14 protein-coding genes and 1 tRNA gene are annotated in these 15,544 nt (G+C 64.9%); 6 read left to right on the plus strand and 9 right to left on the minus strand.

Annotation, left to right across the window (positions count from 1 at the left end):
- Nucleotide 1: 1 nt before the first annotated feature.
- A tRNA-Pro gene (locus Q0996_RS08085) sits at nt 2–75 on the minus strand.
- Between the two features lie 329 nt (nt 76–404).
- Between Q0996_RS08085 and Q0996_RS08090 the strand changes: the two genes are divergently transcribed.
- The 4 genes from Q0996_RS08090 to Q0996_RS08105 all read left to right on the plus strand — a co-directional run bounded on the left by Q0996_RS08090 (nt 405) and on the right by Q0996_RS08105 (nt 4,853).
- Complete coding sequence (locus tag Q0996_RS08090; protein ID WP_299617489.1) at nt 405–1,427, plus strand: TAXI family TRAP transporter solute-binding subunit; 1,023 nt, start codon at nt 405–407, stop codon at nt 1,425–1,427.
- Nucleotides 1,428–1,711: 284 nt separating this feature from the next.
- Nucleotides 1,712–2,776 (plus strand): TRAP transporter substrate-binding protein, encoded by a 1,065-nt coding sequence (locus tag Q0996_RS08095; protein ID WP_299617491.1) that lies wholly within the window; start codon nt 1,712–1,714, stop codon nt 2,774–2,776.
- Nucleotides 2,777–2,888: 112 nt separating this feature from the next.
- Nucleotides 2,889–3,470 (plus strand): TRAP transporter small permease subunit, encoded by a 582-nt coding sequence (locus Q0996_RS08100; protein ID WP_299617493.1) that lies wholly within the window; start codon nt 2,889–2,891, stop codon nt 3,468–3,470.
- A 21-nt stretch (nt 3,471–3,491) separates the two neighbouring features.
- Nucleotides 3,492–4,853 (plus strand): TRAP transporter large permease subunit, encoded by a 1,362-nt coding sequence (locus tag Q0996_RS08105; RefSeq protein WP_299617495.1) that lies wholly within the window; start codon nt 3,492–3,494, stop codon nt 4,851–4,853.
- Between the two features lie 209 nt (nt 4,854–5,062).
- On the opposite strand, the gene Q0996_RS08110 is transcribed toward Q0996_RS08105, so the two are convergent.
- From Q0996_RS08110 to Q0996_RS08135, 6 genes are all read right to left on the minus strand, one after another.
- Nucleotides 5,063–6,070, minus strand: a complete 1,008-nt coding sequence (locus tag Q0996_RS08110) for a DUF2336 domain-containing protein (protein WP_299617497.1) — start codon at nt 6,068–6,070, stop codon at nt 5,063–5,065.
- 412 nt (nt 6,071–6,482) lie between these two features.
- Nucleotides 6,483–7,241, minus strand: a complete 759-nt coding sequence (locus Q0996_RS08115) for a hypothetical protein (RefSeq protein ID WP_299617499.1) — start codon at nt 7,239–7,241, stop codon at nt 6,483–6,485.
- Nucleotides 7,242–7,386: 145 nt separating this feature from the next.
- Nucleotides 7,387–8,265 (minus strand): SUMF1/EgtB/PvdO family nonheme iron enzyme, encoded by an 879-nt coding sequence (locus Q0996_RS08120; RefSeq protein ID WP_299617501.1) that lies wholly within the window; start codon nt 8,263–8,265, stop codon nt 7,387–7,389.
- A gap of 69 nt (nt 8,266–8,334) precedes the next feature.
- Nucleotides 8,335–8,763, minus strand: a complete 429-nt coding sequence (locus Q0996_RS08125; protein WP_299617503.1) for a universal stress protein — start codon at nt 8,761–8,763, stop codon at nt 8,335–8,337.
- Between the two features lie 27 nt (nt 8,764–8,790).
- Complete coding sequence (locus Q0996_RS08130; RefSeq protein ID WP_299617505.1) at nt 8,791–11,394, minus strand: TRAP transporter permease; 2,604 nt, start codon at nt 11,392–11,394, stop codon at nt 8,791–8,793.
- 93 nt (nt 11,395–11,487) lie between these two features.
- A complete protein-coding gene (locus Q0996_RS08135) occupies nt 11,488–12,468 on the minus strand; it encodes a TAXI family TRAP transporter solute-binding subunit (protein WP_299617507.1) in 981 nt (326 codons plus the stop codon).
- Nucleotides 12,469–12,896: 428 nt separating this feature from the next.
- Here Q0996_RS08135 and Q0996_RS08140 point away from each other — a divergent pair, with 428 nt between their 5' ends.
- Together Q0996_RS08140 and Q0996_RS08145 are read left to right on the plus strand one after the other, a co-directional pair.
- Complete coding sequence (locus Q0996_RS08140; RefSeq protein ID WP_299617509.1) at nt 12,897–13,349, plus strand: DUF2946 family protein; 453 nt, start codon at nt 12,897–12,899, stop codon at nt 13,347–13,349.
- 115 nt (nt 13,350–13,464) lie between these two features.
- Nucleotides 13,465–14,010: a copper chaperone PCu(A)C gene (locus tag Q0996_RS08145; RefSeq protein WP_299617511.1), complete on the plus strand. Its 546-nt coding sequence runs from the start codon at nt 13,465–13,467 to the stop codon at nt 14,008–14,010.
- Here the strand turns inward: Q0996_RS08145 and Q0996_RS08150 are convergent.
- Both Q0996_RS08150 and Q0996_RS08155 read right to left on the minus strand, forming a co-directional pair.
- Nucleotides 14,007–14,873, minus strand: coding sequence for a 3-keto-5-aminohexanoate cleavage protein (locus tag Q0996_RS08150; protein WP_299617513.1), 867 nt, complete (start codon nt 14,871–14,873; stop codon nt 14,007–14,009). The two genes, Q0996_RS08145 and Q0996_RS08150, sit on opposite strands and share 4 nt — an antisense overlap.
- Nucleotides 14,874–14,875: 2 nt before the next feature.
- Nucleotides 14,876–15,544: aminotransferase class III-fold pyridoxal phosphate-dependent enzyme (locus tag Q0996_RS08155; RefSeq protein WP_299617514.1), on the minus strand; the 669-nt coding region annotated here is incomplete at its 5' end.

Consider the following 15,544-nt stretch of genomic DNA (forward strand, 5'->3'; position numbering starts at 1 on the left):
GTCGGGGAGAGAGGATTCGAACCTCCGGCCCCTACGTCCCGAACGTAGTGCTCTACCAGGCTGAGCTACTCCCCGGCGCGGCGCGTTATAGCGATTCCCTCAGTCCATTGCAATCCCGGCGCAAGGCCGTCGCGAGGCCACGAAAGGGCCTTCCCCGGGCCCGCCGACCGAAGGATATTAACTGCCCCTTAACGAATCGGACGCCAATCTGCGACACTTGCCGATATGACCGGTAATTGAGTATCCAAACCGGGCGTTACACCCCAAATGAAAATTCGGCCGGACAGACCCCCGTCGGGCCGTGGACAGCGGGCTCCGCAGGAAGCGGGCATTTCGAGTTTCTTCGCCCCAGAACCAAGGACCGGGGCATAGTAACCGCCGCACAGGGCGCAAGGGAGGCATGCATGAGGCTGATCCCGGGGATGGCAGTCGTCCTTCTGCTCGGCCTGGTCTGGAAACCGCTCTCGGCCGAGCAACTGTCGCTGTTCCGCATCGGGACCGGCGGCATCGGTGGCACCTACTATCCGATCGCCGGGCTGGTGGCCCAGGCGATCAGCAATCCCGCCGGCTATTGCGAACCCGATGAGGTCTGCGGCGTCCCCGGCCTGGTGGCGGTGGCCCAGTCCTCCAGCGGATCGGTGACCAACGTCAAGGACATTGCAGCGGGGCGCATCGAGTCCGGCTTCGTCCAGTCCGATGTCGCCTTCTGGGCTTACAGCGGCGTCGAGGCCTTCGCGGGCGACGGCCGCCAGACCTCACTGCGGGCCATTGCCCACCTCTATCCTGAATCGTTTCACATCGTGGTCCGCAGCGACAGCGGCCTGGAGAGCGTGCACGACCTCGCCGGCCACCGCGTCGCCCTGGACGAGGCAGGCTCCGGCACCCTCGTCGGCGCCGAATTGGTGCTGAAAGCCTTCGGCCTCAACCAGTCGGATATCGCGGTCTCCTACCTCAAGTCCGACGACGCGATGGAACGGCTGGTCGCCGGCGAACTCGACGCCTTCTTTCTGATCGCCGGCTATCCGGCCAAGGTGATCCAGTGGGCGACGGAACAGACGGCCATTCGTCTGCTTCCCATCAGCGGGCCGGAGACGGCGGAACTGGTCAAGGTCAACCCCTTCCTCCAGCACGACATCATCCCCGCGGCCACCTATGACGGGGTCAAGCAGGTGGAAACCCTGACTGTGGCCGCGCAGTGGATCACCCGCGAGGACATCGAAGAGGACACGGTCTACGGCATCCTTCAGGCGCTGTGGCGAAGTGACGCGCGGCGCCTCTTGGACCGGGGGCACGCAAAAGGGCGGGTCATCCGTCTGGAGACCGCCCTGGAGGGAGTCGGCATACCGCTTCACCCGGGGGCCATGCGTTTCTATCGCGACGTCGGGCTGCTGCAACGGCTCGGCAGGTTCGATAAACCCACCGACTGACCGTCGTCACCGCGGTTCCGGCCTGCATTCGTTCCCGGCGAAAAGCCGGCGGCCCGCGGCGCTGTGCGGGCTGCAGCCACTGCCTCCCAGATCATTAGTGAACGCCCAAGTTCCTTGGCTCCCGTCCGGCTTTATGCTTGTTGTTGATAGGGGCATAAGCTAGCTTTTGACCACTTTGGCACGCCTCAGGGACCTTAGGGTAGGCGTGCCGAAGCGGGAAAAAACGAACGAAACCCGTCAGCAAAGATGGCGGGTGCGAATTTTGAACGGGAGGACGTTTTCGCATGCGCATCCGCAGCAAACTCAAGCTTGCCATCTCGGCTCTGGCGGTGGGCGCCCTGGCGACCATCATGCCGGTCGGCGATGCCGAGGCAGAGGACAAACGTATCCGCTGGAAGATGGCGAGTTGGTTTCCCAGCTCGCTGACGCAGTTGGGCACCATGGGCAAGGAGATGACGGAACGCCTGGAGCGCGTCTCCGGCGGCAACATCCGCATTCAGTACTTCGAGCCGAACGCCCTCATCCCGGCCAAGGAGTGCTTCGACGCCGTCGCCGCGGGATCGGTCGACGCCTGCTGGTCGACCACGGGCTACTGGTACGGCAAGGAGCCGGCTCTGGCGATGTTCGCCGCGGTGCCCTTCGGCCCGAGTGCGGGCGAATACATGGGCTGGATCTTCTATGGCGGCGGCCTCGAACTCTGGGACGAGATCTATGCCAAGCATGGACTGAAATCGATTCCCTGCGGCGTCATCGCGCCGGAGGCTTCGGGCTGGTTCCGCGAGGAGATCACGTCGATCGATGACCTCAAGGGCCTGAAGATGCGCTTCTTCGGCCTCGGCGCCAAGGTCATGGAAAAAGTCGGCGTCTCCACGCAGCTCATCGCCGGCGGCGACATCTTCCCGGCCCTCGAACGCGGCTCCATCGACGCCACCGAATTCTCGATGCCGGCCATCGACCTCAAACTCGGTTTCTACCAGGTGGCCAAGCACTACTACTTCCCCGGCTGGCACCAGCAATCCACCGTGTTCGAGTTGCTGTTGAACCGGGGCAACTGGGATGCGCTGAGCGACACCCAGCAAGCGCAGATCGAAGTGGCCTGCGGCGACGCCTTCCGCCAGGGGCTTGCCGAGGGCGAGGCCATTCAGGCCAAGGCACTCATCGAGCTGCAGGAAAAGGGCGTGCAGATCCACCGCTGGCCGCAGGAGATCCTGGACACGCTGGAGGCCGCCTGGAACGAGGTCGCAGCCGAAGACGCGGCCCGCGATCCGCAGTTCGCCAAGGTCTGGGAGTCCTATTCGAACTTCCGCAAGGAATACGCCGTCTGGAAAGAGCTGGGCTACATCAACTAAGGCCCAGGCAACGGTAATCCTTCGAACCTAGGGTAACCGCCGCCGTCCCCGGCTCAACGGCCAGGGGGCGGCGGCGGGCCACCGTCTCGTCCAAGCCATCGGAGCTGCCGCGATGCGCGCCCTCGTGAGGCTCGCCGACATTCTCGATGCAATCGTGACCTGGGCCGGCCGCATCGGGGCCTGGGCGTCGATCCCTCTGATCGGCATCATCATCTTCGACGTGGTGACGCGGCGGTTCTTCGTGCTGGGGTCCACCAAGCTGCAGGAAGCCGAATGGCACATCCACGCCATCCTCTTCCTGCTCTGCATCGGCATGACCTACATAAAGGACACCCACGTGCGCATCGACTTGGTGCGCGAGAACCTCTCCATCCGCACCCAGCGCTGGATCGAACTCATCGGCTGTTTGATCTTCCTGATCCCCTACTGCGCCATCGTGCTTTATTTCTCCCTGGACTTCGTCGACCGCTCCTGGTCGATCAACGAGTCTTCGGACTCCGCCACCGGCCTGCCCTACCGCTGGGCGATCAAGGCCTTCCTGCCCATCGGGTTCTTCCTGATGCTCTTGGCCGGGATCACCGTGGCCTTGCGCAAATTCATCGAGTTGTTCGGGCCGCCCGACCTTCGTGAACTCGTCGAAGCCGAGGAAGCCGAAGAGATCGAGCACCTCGAAGACGTCAAAGTCGAGCGGTAACGCGGGGGGACGGCGCCGATCATGTACTTCGAGGACGTACTTCCGCTTCTGATGTTCGTCGCTTTGGCGGTGTTCCTCTTCACCGGCTATCCGGTGGGCTTCGTGCTGGGCGGCATCGGCCTGGCCTTCGGATTCATCGGCATCTACTTCGGACTCTTCTCCGAGCTCGAGTTCTTCAATCTGCCGCTGCGCATCTGGGGCATTGCCGACAACCTGGTGCTGGTGGCGATCCCCATGTTCATATTCATGGGCACGATGCTGGAACGCAGCGGCGTTGCCGCCGGGCTGCTGCACTGCCTGCAGGTGCTGCTGCGGCGCACGCCGGGCGGGCTCGCGCTGGCGGTGATCCTGATGGGCACCATCATGGCGGCGACCACCGGCATCATCGGGGCATCGGTGGTGATGATCACCCTGATGGCCCTGCCGGTGATGATCGAGCGCAAGTACGACATGCGCCTGGCCACCGGCGCCATCGCTTCCTCGGGCACGCTCGGCATTCTGATTCCGCCGTCCATCATGCTGGTGATCATGGCCGACCTGCTGAGCCGCTCGGTGGGAACGCTGTTCGTCGCCGCGGTCTTTCCCGGCTTCCTGCTGTCGGTGATCTACGTCGTCTACGTCTACTTTCTCTGCCGCTTCAAACCGCATCTGGCCCCGCCCCTGCCGGATGACGTCGGCCCGCAATCGACCAGCGAGCTGATCGGCCTTCTGGCCCGCGGCTTCATTCCGCCGGTGGTCCTGATCGTCCTGGTGCTCGGCTCGATCATCGCCGGCTGGGCGACCCCGACCGAGGCCGCCGGCGTTGGCGCTTTCGGCTCGATCATCCTGGCGCTGGTCAATGGAAAGCTGAGCTTCAAGGTGCTGAACGATGTGGTTCAGCGCACCGCCCTGACCAACGGTATGCTGTTCTTCATTTTCATCGGCGCCACCGCCTTCTCCTACGTCTTCCGGGCGCTGGGCGGCGACTTCGTCATCGAGGATCTGATCAACTCCAGCGGCTTCGGCCCGTGGGGCATTCTGATCCTGATCCTGGCAGTGGTCTTTTTCCTCGGGTTCTTTTTCGACTGGATCGAGATCACCCTGATCGTGCTACCGGTCTTCGCGCCGATCGTGCAGGGCCTGAATTTCGGCGACCACATCTCAGGCACCGACGTGGTTTATTGGTTCGCCATCCTGATCGCCGTGAACCTGCAGACATCGTTCCTCACCCCGCCCTTCGGCTTCGCCCTCTTCTACATGAAGGGCGTCGCCCCGCCGGAGGTAAAGATCCAGGACATCTATGTGGGGATCATTCCCTTCGTGATTTTGCAGCTCATCGGGCTCGGCCTGGTTATCGCCTTCCCCGCCATCGCCATGTGGCTGCCGGGGGTGGTTCTGGATTAGTCTGTTTTCGACTTTCGTCGAAGCGGTTCCGGCCCGCACCCCCTCCCGGCCACCCAATGCGATTATCCTGGTCGGGTGGCCGGGAGGGGGTGCGGGCCGGTGCCGTCAATACATGGAACGCTTTAGCTTTCCAGGCGCTTAAACGAAAAGCGGCGCCGGCCTTTCGGACGGCGCCGCTTCGGCATTCCCCTGCCGTGTCTGGAGACGGCTCAAGCTGCGAGCTGGTGCAGCTTCGCCATCAGGTAGTCGATGTCGTCCTTGGTCATGGTCGAGGCCGGGTCCTCGAACTGGGTGAGCAGACGCTCGATGATCCGGCTGACGAAGCGTTCGCGATCGTTGCGCCCGCCGTCGTAGTCCTCTTCCTCCAGGATGCTGACGGCCGCACAGACGGCGGTCAGCAGACGGGCCGGCATCTTGGCCTTCTCGTAGATCGACCTGAGGCCGAGATCCCCTTCGTCGTGGATCAGCAGGCGGGCGTTTTTCAGCGGCACATTGGCCAGCCGCGCCATCGCCGTCTCGAAGAACGAAAGATCGCCGACGCAGAGCGCCCGCATGATCAGCGAGGGCGTCAGGCGGCCGTTGACGTGGAGCTGATAGACCAGTTCCTCCAGTTCCTTGCCGGAGGATTCGCGGTTCAGCAGGCTGACCGTGGCCCGTTCGCGGGTCTGGAGGATCAGGTTGCTGGCCGCATCGGGGGCGAGTTCGTGCTTGCTCACCAGATAGCCCTGCAGCTTCTCGGTCATGGCAGCGACGAGCTGCTCGGTGATGGCGGCGGGCAAGCTGGGACGGCGCGCCAGGGAATCGGACACCGCCTCGCTGTCTTCGTAGTCGGAGAGCACGCGGTCCAGCGCGCGCTCGCTGAGGTCGGCCCCCTCGTTGGCCACCAGACGCGCCACCGCGATCTCGTTGCCTGTGTCGATGAGCGCCTCGGCCACGGCGCCGGAAACGTTCTCGCGCTGGGCGATCACCACCTGCTTGGCCGAGGCGTCTTCGCTGCGCAGGATGCTGATCAGATCGTCGTCGGTCAGCACCTCGGAGTACTTCAAGACCGGCAGGGCGACCGAGTCGACATCCTTCGCCAGTGTCAGTGCAATGTCGTGGGGCAGATCCGAAGTCGTCTTCAGATTGGCCGCCAGCGCTTCGCGCACCCGGATCTCCGCGTCCTGCGTCAGCTTGCGGAAGATCTCTTCGGCGATCTTGCGCTCTGCGTCCGTCATCCGGGGGTGCTTGCGGTCGTACTGCGACGCAATCTTCGAGGTTGTTTCTGCCCGCACGGACGGCGAAGGATCCGCCATCAGGCGTGTGACGTCGTCTTGAGAAAGGATTCCTGTCATTTTGCTCTCGATCGACCTGATTTCTATCACGATCAGGGCGTGGCGGCCCGGGCGGCCGGTCGCGCGCAAACCCACACGGGCAGTATCACTGCTCCGCGTTAAATCATGCTTAAGATCTGGAGGCCGCAGGCGCCGCGAAAGGGCGCTTAAACAAAGTGCGGGGGGCGCGAATGCGCGAAGGGCCCGATTGTGTGAAGGGCCCGATTGTGTGAAGGGCCTGGCGACAACCGTTGGCCGCGCGCAAGCGTTAACGGTTTGGCGCTGTCCGAACAGCGTTAACGAATTCTGAAGGGGACTACTGGCGTGCCAGCAGAACGTTGGCCACCGCCTGGATCTGCCGGTCCAGATCGATGTCGAGATAGGAGGTCACCTCAAGGCTGCGATCCTCGAAGACATCCTGATCGGGGTACTGCCGGCGCCAGTGGTCCACCTTGCGGTCGCGGGCCTCGACCAGATCGATGATCTGCGGCTTGAAGAGCTGGACCATGCCGGTGACCCAGCGGTTCACCGGCCAGGAAGGCTGGGCATGGTCGATCTTGAAGTAGTCCAGTAGCACCGCCACGTCCTTGGCGCTGTACCAGACCTCGCCGGTGACCCAGCGGTTCACGGTGAAGATGCGGAACGGCAGGCCCCCCGGGGTCATGGAAATGGCGATCAGATGGCTGAGGGCGTCGTTGGGGTCTTCGGGTTTCACAAACTCCGGGACCCGGGCCGGCTTGATGCCCGGCGGCATCCCCTTGGGCCGGACGAAGGTGTGGAAATGCCCGTGCTCGCCCTCGAAACGCTCATCCTGGGCGTGGGCGTGGTAATAGTACTGGCCATGGGTCTGGTGGTCGTAAACGTCCCCCGGGGGATAGTGGTCCCACTCGTAGAAGGTGCCGTTGTTCTTCAGCAGCTCGCCGACCACGTTGTCGCCGGTCTTGGTCAGGATACGGTGGACATTGGCGACCTCGCGCCCGGCCTCCGCCATGGCTTCCAACGCCTCGGTCGAGAGCCGTTCCAGGGAAAAGTCGCTGTCCAGCGCGCTGTCTTTGATGGCTGCTTCGCTTCGCATGGCTTGTGTTACCTACGCATATCGCCGCCCGGATACGAGCCCACGGAGGATCACTTCAGCGTGAAGCCGGAGCATGGCCCAATCCGATTAAGAAAGTGATGCCCTGCCCCCGCCGTGGGCCATCCGGCGCCACAAAAGCTTTACCCTATTCCACGATCAGGCGAAAGCCGATGAGAATGTGCTTGAGCGCCTGGGGCCGGCTGTGCTGGGCGGCGGGACGGCAGACCCCGCAGCCGCTGTCGTCCCAGGAGCCGCCCTTGACCAGGAACCGCCCGGCCCCGCGCGGGCTGGCGGTCCACTCGAAGACCTGTCCCGCCGGGTCCAGCAGGCCGTAGGGGCTGGCGCCCTCGGGAAAGCTGCCCACCGGCAGGGTGTCGAAAGGCCCACGGTCATGGCTGTTGAGGCGTGCCGGGTCCCAGGCATCGCCCCAGGGAAAGCGCCGCCCATCGTGGCCGCGGGCCGCCTTCTCCCACTCCAGCACCGTCGGCAGGCGCCAGCGCCGGCCGGTCTCGGCGCTCAGCCAGGCTGCAAAGGCCAGGGCGTCGTCGTGGGAGACCAGCACCACCGGGTGGTCCTCGCGCCCCGGCGGCGGACGGCCCCCGCGCCAGGCGTGGCGGCGGGTGCGCTCATAGGGGTGGATCAATCCGTAACCGGCCCAGGTCCGCGGGTCGACGTCCGGGGCGGGATGGCCGGTGGCCTCGACGAAGGCGGCATAGAGCCGGTTGGTGATCAGGGTCCGGGTGATGGCAAAGGCGGGCAGTTCCAGCGTTTCACGCGGCCGCTCCCCCTCGTACCAGCGCCCCTCGCGGGTGCGGCTGTGGCCGTAGGCGGCTTCGTCGAGCCGGTAGGCCGCTTCCCGCTCGGCCCGGTCCGAGCCGGCAATGAAGGGCCCGGCCGGGATGTCGACGACTTCGGGAGGATCGAGGGGAGCCGCCTGGGCGCAAGCCGCGGGCCCGAGCAGCACCAAGCCAAACATTGCCAAGGCGGCAGCCAAGGGGCGGGAGGTCGGGCTCTGCGGTGTCATGGCGCGAGCTTAGACGGGAAGCCCTTCGCCGATCCAGTGACAGCCCTTCACAATCCGGTGGAGCGCCCGTCAGTCGCGGACCACAGTCACCGAGCAGGCGGCGTGGCGCACCACGCGCGAGGCGTTGGGGCCGATGAGGTAGTCCCGCAGCTCCGGCCGGTGGGAAGCCATGACGATCATGTCGATGCCCTTCTCCCTGGCGAAGCGCAGGATCTCCTCATAGATGGTCCCGTGGCCGACCACATGCTGCACGCTGAGTTCGGAGGGAATGGCCCTCTGCACGAAGGCGTGCAGCCGCGTGTTGGCCTCTTCCAAGACCTTCTCCTCATAGCCCTCTGGGAAGTAGGCGCTGACGATGCTCACGCCGAAATCCGGCACGATGGTCATGACATGCAGACGGCTGCCGAAGGCCTTGGCCATCTCCACGGCGGTGGAGACCGCCTTCATCTGGGTGTCTTCGTTGCCGAGATCGACCGGTAACAGAATGTCTTTGAACATGAAGTTGAAATCCCCCTTACCGACCAATTAGACGGCAGCCGTGGCAAGCTGCTTTCTGCGCCGGCCGCGCTGCATCACGACGATGAGCCCAAGAATCAGCAGTGCCGGAACGTACATCAACTGCTTCGGCAACTGATCGATCGGCTCCTCGACAATCACGATCTTCTGGCCGAAGTCCAGGCCGGCTGCCTGGGCCGGCGAATCGTAGGTCGCATTGTCGACCTCGACGACGTCGCCGTCGATGAACAACTCGAGCCCGGCGGAGATCAAACGCTCTTCTCCGCTTTCCCCCTCGCCCAGCGGCAGGATGGCCACGAAGCTGCGCGGATTGCCGACGGCATCTTCCCCGTCGATACGCAGACGCAGTTCCTGGCCGGCTTCCATGCGGTCGGCCACCGCGACGATCTGGGCCGGCGCCACCTCCTGGGTCGGGGGTGAGACCATGTCCATCCAGAACCCGGGCCGGAACAGGGTGAAGGCAATCAGCAGCAGCAGAACGGTTTCATAGGCACGGTTGCGCGCCAGGAAGAAGCCCTGGGTCGCCGCCGCGAAGATCAGCATGGCCGCGGTCGCCACGATGAAGACGATGAAGCCGCCGACCCAGCCCACGTCGATCAGCAGAAGATCGGTGTTGAAGATGAAGAGGAAGGGCAGCGCAGCGGTGCGCAGGCTGTAGAAAAAGGCGACGAAGCCGGTCTTGATGGGATCGCCGCCCGAGACCGCCGCCGCCGCGAAGGAGGCCAGGCCCACCGGCGGCGTCACGTCGGCCATGATACCGAAGTAGAAGACGAAGAGGTGCACCGCGATCAGCGGCACGATAAGGCCGGCATCCTGACCGAGCTGCACGATCACCGGCGCCAGCAGCGAGGAGACGACGATGTAGTTGGCCGTGGTCGGCAGACCCATGCCGAGGATCAGGCTGAGGATCGCCGTCAGCAGTAGGATCAGCATGATGTTGCCGAAGGAGAGGATCTCCACCAGTTCGGCCAGCACCAGACCGACGCCGGTCTGCGACACCGCACCAACAATGATGCCGGCGGTCGCCGTGGCGATGCCGATACCGATCATGTTGCGCGCGCCGGTGATCAGGCCATCGATCAACTCGTTCCAGCCGCGCCGGATCTCCGCGCCGAGATCCGCGCCGCCGCGGAAGGCCGCGAAGAGCGGGCGCTGGGTCAGCAGAATGAACATCATGAAGGCCGTCGCCCAGAAAGCCGAGAGGCCCGGCGACAGGCGCTCCACCATCAGGCACCAGACCAGCACGATCACCGGCAGGATGAAGTGCAACCCCGATTTCACCGTGGGTCCGGTCTGCGGAAGGGAGACGACCGGCGCGTTCGGGTCGTCCAGTTCCAGTTCGGGATAGCGCGCGCAGAATCTGACCAGCCCGACATAGACCGCCGTCAGCAGGACGGCGATGATCCATCCGGAGGCTTCGTCGGCGACGTCGTTGATCCAGCCGATGCCGTAGTAGACGACAACCGCCAGGACCGCGGTTCCGAAGAGGCCCATCAGGAAGCCGGTGATGGCGACCATCCAGGGCTTCGGCTCGGAGGCCCGGGGAAGCCCCTTCATGTCCGCCTTCATCGCCTCCAGATGGACGATGTAGACCAGGGCGATATAGGAAATCAGCGCCGGAATGAAGGCATGCTTCACCACCTCGAAGTAGGAGATGCCGACGTATTCCACCATCAGGAAAGCGGCAGCGCCCATCACCGGCGGCATGATCTGGCCGTTGACCGAGGAGGCGACTTCGACGGCGCCGGCCTTTTCCGGGGAGAAGCCGACCCGCTTCATCATCGGAATGGTGAAGGTGCCGGTGGTCACCACGTTGGCGATGGAGGAACCGGAGATCAGGCCGGTCATGGCCGAGGCGACGACCGCCGCCTTGGCCGGCCCGCCGCGGTAGTGTCCAAGAAGCGAGAAGGCAACCTTGATGAAGTAGTTGCCGGCCCCGGCCTTATCGAGCAGGGCCCCGAAGAGGACGAACAGAAAGACGAAGCTGGCGGACACGCCAAGGGCGATGCCGAACACGCCGCTCTGTTCGGGGGAGGTCCACTGGTGGCTTGCGATGGCACCGAAGCTGGCGCCCTTCCACGCCAGGATGCCCGGCATGTGGGGACCGCCGAAGGTGTAGAGCAGAAAGACGATGGCGACGATCATCAGCGGCGGGCCCAGGGCACGGCGCGTTGCTTCCAGCAGCAGCACGATACCCACGCAGGCGACGACGATGTCGGTGGTGTTTGGATTGCCGGGGCGCGACGCAAGCTGATCGGCGAAGGTGAAGAGGTAGGCTGCCGAGCTGGCGGCGACGAGGGCCATCACCCAATCCTGAATGGGGATGTGGTCGCGCGGTGAGCGTTTTCCGGCCGGATAGGCCAGGAAGGTCAGGAAGATCGCGAAGGCCAGGTGAATGGAGCGCGAATCCCAGTCATTGAAGACCGCAATGCCAATGACAAAGGGAAGCGGGGAGGCGATCCAGAGCTGGAACAGCGACCAGAGCAGGGCTGCCCCGAGGATGATCTTGCCTGCAGGCCCCACCGGGTTGCGCGCGCCGGTGTCAGTCGAGGCAACCAGATCCTGGAGTTCTTCGTCCGACATCGGCGTGCCGGCCGGTCTATCCTCGCTCATGCTGTCCCCCGTCAACCGGCTTTGGCCGCCGGCTTGTTGTTTGTTCGGAAAGAAATCAGGGCGGGGCCGAGGCCCCGCCCTGCCGGTGCCGGATTACATCCAGCCCTTCTCTTTGTAATAGCGCACGGCACCGTCGTGCAGCGGCGCCGAGAGGTTGTTGCTGATCATATTCGCCGGCTCCAGATTGGCAAAGGCCGGGTGCAGCCTCTTGAAGCGGTCGAAGTTGTCGAACACGGCCTTCACCATCTGATAGACCGTTTCCTCGTCCGTGTTGGTCGAGGTGACAAAGGTCGCGCCGACGCCAAAGGTCGTGGTGTCGCCATCGGTGCCCTTGTACATGCCGCCGGGGATCGTCGCCTTGGCATAGTAGGCGTTCTCGTTCACCAGCTTGTCGATGGCCGCACCGGTGACCGGAACGATCACCGAATCACAGGAGGTCGTTGCCTCCTTGATCGAACCGCTGGGATGACCGACGGTGAAGACCATGGCATCGATCTTATTGTCGCAAAGGGCCTGGGACTGCTCAGCCGACTTCAACTCGGAAGCCAGTTTGAAGTCATCCATGGACCAGCCCATCTCCTTCATCACCACTTCCATGGTGCCGCGCTGGCCGGAGCCGGGGTTACCGACGTTGACCCGCTTGCCCTTCAGGTCGTCGAAGCTCGTGATGCCGGAATCGGCCCGCGCCACGACGGTAAAGGGTTCCGGGTGCACGGAAAACACCGCGCGCAGTTCCGTGAAGGCGCCATCGGGGAACTTGTCGGGCGCCGTTCCGTTGTAGGCATGGAACTGCCAGTCGGACTGGGCAACGCCCAGATCCAGATCACCGGCACGAATGCCGTTGATGTTGGCCACGGAACCACCGGTGGTATGGGTGCACTTGATGTTGTGGTTCTTGGTTCCACGGTTCACGAGTTTGCAGATCGAGCCGCCAACCACGTAGTACACGCCGGTCTGCCCGCCGGTGCCGATGGTGACGAACTTCTCATCCGCCTGTAGCTCCGCCGGAGCGGCCGCCAGGAGGGCCGCCGCCGACAGGCCGAGGACAGTCGATTTCAATGCAATGCGTTTCATTAGCTATTCGCTCCCAACCGTTTCGGTCCGAGTTGAATTGTTCGTTGACGAGCCCGGCAATGCGGGCCGTTCCTTCTCCCCCCGATTTGAAAAATCAGGTTCGCGCTTGGTCAGGGACTGATTACACCTCGCAGCCGCAATCCAGGCTCGATCGAGCCCGGAAACGGCTGGTCCGGTGCGGTCTTGCGGCTCAGGCTTTCGCGCAGCGCTCGTCAGAGTCGCGGATCCCCGTCTTGTGTCTCGGTGATTGGTTCACCGTTATTGTGAGCCTATTCAACACAACTCCGCGCCACAATGTCCACCCTGTAGTTGGCGGTATACAAACGGTCTCAGCGACAACTTTGGCGGGTTTCGCGGCGCTCTGTCGCAGGGGACAGGCTGGGCACAGGCTGGCCGGCGGCAGAGTTCTGCCCTATTGTCACTAGGCCATGTTCCAGCCCCGCCGCATAATCAACCTGGGCGCGATAAGCGGGAGTCCGTTCCGCCGGCGGGCCACCGCCGCGCTCGCCATCGTGGCGCTCATGAGCCATGGGCTGGCCATGGTCCTCGCCGGAGCCCTAGCGCCCGCCGGCCCGGCGCAGGCGGCAGCATCGGGACTGCCGGCCGTGATGCCGATCTGCACGGCACACGGCGTCGTTCTGGTGGCCTTCGACGAGGCGGAACGCAATCTCGCGGGCGGCGAGGGGGATGGTCCCGACAGCGGCGCCTGGCAGGACTGCCCGATCTGTTCGGCCTTTGCCCAGCAGGGCCTCGGCCTGCCCAGCGGTGTCGAAATCGGCAGGGGTGCCACGCAGGAACCGATCTTCCCGGCGCCCCAGGCGGTCATCGCAGGCACCGTCGTTTTCCTGCCCCGGTCACGGGCGCCGCCCCAGCCTCTCTAGGCGCTGCACGCGCCTCACTTCACGCATCCGACTCCACTGGGCCTCCGCCGCAGACTTTGCGGCCGGGCCCCAGGCACTTCGTTCGGTGCCGACAGCGTTACAGGACTCAACGACGATGAAACGACGACTTGCCATTCGCACTCTGGCCGCGTCCGCGCTTGGCCTTCTGGTGGCCGGCGGCAGCGCGAGCGCCGCCCTGGCGCACGACGTTAAACTCGGCGCCCTCACCATCGATCACCCCTGGGCCCGGGCCACCCCCGGTCAGGCCAAGAACGGGGCTGCCTTCTTGACCATCCACAACGGCGGGGCCAGTGGCGACCAACTGGTCTCCGCCGCCGCCGAGGTCGCCAAGCGCATCGAGCTTCACACCCACATGCACAAGGACGGGGTGATGCAGATGCGCGAGGTCGAAGCCATCGATGTGCCGGCGAAGGGCATGGCCACGCTGAAGCCCGGCGGCTACCACGTCATGCTGATCGGGCTGCACGCACCCCTGAAGGAGGGCGAGCGCTTCCCGCTGACCCTGACCTTCAAGCAGGCAGGCAGCGTGACCGTGGAGGTCGCCGTCGAAAGCGTCGGCAGCATGGGATCGGCCGCCGACGGTGATGGCATGAAGATGGACCACGGCGGCATGAAGCACGGCGAGGGCTCCAGCAACTAGGCGGTATCTCCTCCCTTCATGAGGCGGCGGGCGGTTGCGGCATCGGCCAGAGGGCGGCCGATGGCACGCGCCCCCGCCGCCGCTGCGGCGACCAGCTCGGCATTGTCGGCGGCCCTGGCGCCGGAGGGCAGCAGAAGATTGTTCTCGAAGCCGACCCGGGCATGGCCGCCCAGGGTGGCCGCGGCGGTCACACAGGCCGTTTCCTGCGCATCGAAGGCGCAGACCGCCCAGGGCAGCGCCGCATGCCCCTCCACCGTATGCAGTGCTCCGAGGAACGGCAGCAGGTCGCCGGGCTGGGAGCGTTGGCCCGCGGTATAGCGGCCGAGAACGAACAGCAGGAACGCGGGGCTCGCCGGCACCACGCCCTTTTCGCGCAGCGCCGCGAAGCGGGCGACGTCGGCGGCGTCGTAGAGAATGAACTGCGGCAGGGTGCCCGCTTCGGCAAGTTCGGCCAGGAAGCGCCCGGCTTCCGGCTCGCTTGCGGCGTCGGGAATGATCTCGCGAACCGCCAGGCTGACCGCTTCGGGCTCGAGGGTCCGCACCATGGCCATCTGCTGCTGCGGAGAGTAGATCCCCACCGCTTCGCTGGTCACCTGGATCACCAGGTCGTCGCCGACCGCCGCGCGGACCGCGGCGATGGCCTCGCGATAGGCGCCAACGTCCAGACTGTGTTTCTGTTCGGCATCGCGCACATGCAGATGGATCATCGCGGCGCCCGCCGCCAAGCACGCTTTGGCCGTCGCGGCGAGTTCCTCGGGCGAGATCGGCACGGCCGGATGGTCTTGCTGGGTCTTGCGCGCGCCGTTGGGGGCGACCGTCAGGATCAGCGGCGTCCAGTCCGCCCCGCTTTCATCCGCGGCCATGGTCACGCGCTCCCCGCGACTTCGCCGAGTGCACCGTCGATGGCGCGGCCCAGCTTGTCCACCAACTCGTCGACCTGTTCTGTTTCGATGATAAAGGGCGGTGCCAGGAGCACATGATCGCCGCGCTGTCCGTCGGCAGTGCCGCCGGCGGGATAGCAGATCAGCCCCTCCTCCATCGCCTGCTTCTTGATGCGGGCGTGCAGCTTCAGCGCCGGATCGAAAGGCTCCTTCCCACCACGGTCGGCCACCAGTTCCAGCCCGATGAACAGGCCACGGCCGCGGATGTCGCCGATGTGGTGATGGTTGCCGAAGCGGCTCTCCAGCGCCGCGCGCAGCGCCGCACCCTGGCGGTGCACGTTGGCCAGAAGGTCGTCGGCCTCTATGGTGCGTTGGACCGCCAGGGCGGCGGCGCAGGCCGTGGCATGGCCGATGTAGGTGAAGCCGTGCTGGAAGGCGCCGGAGCCCCCGGCGATAGTGTCATAGATTTCGCCGGAGACCAGCACCGCACCGATGGGCTGGTAGCCGCCGCCCAGGCCCTTGGCGCAGGTCAGGATATCCGGCACCACGCCGTCCTGCTCGCAGGCATAGAGGCTGCCGGTGCGCCCCATGCCGCACATCACCTCGTCGAGGATCAGCAGCACGCCGTGGCGGTCGCAGATCTCGCGGATGCG

The sequence above is a fragment of the Pelagibius sp. genome (genome assembly GCF_028289705.1).
GTDB lineage: Bacteria > Pseudomonadota > Alphaproteobacteria > Kiloniellales > Kiloniellaceae > Pelagibius.

Coding starts and splice junctions, on each gene's coding strand:
- Q0996_RS08140 (WP_299617509.1), top strand. CDS start 12,897: ATGTTCCAGCCCCGCCGCATAATCAACCTGGGCGCGATAAGCGGGAGT.
- Q0996_RS08145 (WP_299617511.1), top strand. CDS start 13,465: ATGAAACGACGACTTGCCATTCGCACTCTGGCCGCGTCCGCGCTTGGC.
- Q0996_RS08120 (WP_299617501.1), bottom strand. CDS start 8,265: ATGACACCGCAGAGCCCGACCTCCCGCCCCTTGGCTGCCGCCTTGGCA.
- Q0996_RS08125 (WP_299617503.1), bottom strand. CDS start 8,763: ATGTTCAAAGACATTCTGTTACCGGTCGATCTCGGCAACGAAGACACC.
- Q0996_RS08105 (WP_299617495.1), top strand. CDS start 3,492: ATGTACTTCGAGGACGTACTTCCGCTTCTGATGTTCGTCGCTTTGGCG.
- Q0996_RS08095 (WP_299617491.1), top strand. CDS start 1,712: ATGCGCATCCGCAGCAAACTCAAGCTTGCCATCTCGGCTCTGGCGGTG.
- Q0996_RS08100 (WP_299617493.1), top strand. CDS start 2,889: ATGCGCGCCCTCGTGAGGCTCGCCGACATTCTCGATGCAATCGTGACC.
- Q0996_RS08115 (WP_299617499.1), bottom strand. CDS start 7,241: ATGCGAAGCGAAGCAGCCATCAAAGACAGCGCGCTGGACAGCGACTTT.
- Q0996_RS08110 (WP_299617497.1), bottom strand. CDS start 6,070: ATGACGGACGCAGAGCGCAAGATCGCCGAAGAGATCTTCCGCAAGCTG.
- Q0996_RS08150 (WP_299617513.1), bottom strand. CDS start 14,873: ATGGCCGCGGATGAAAGCGGGGCGGACTGGACGCCGCTGATCCTGACG.
- Q0996_RS08135 (WP_299617507.1), bottom strand. CDS start 12,468: ATGAAACGCATTGCATTGAAATCGACTGTCCTCGGCCTGTCGGCGGCG.
- Q0996_RS08090 (WP_299617489.1), top strand. CDS start 405: ATGAGGCTGATCCCGGGGATGGCAGTCGTCCTTCTGCTCGGCCTGGTC.
- Q0996_RS08130 (WP_299617505.1), bottom strand. CDS start 11,394: ATGAGCGAGGATAGACCGGCCGGCACGCCGATGTCGGACGAAGAACTC.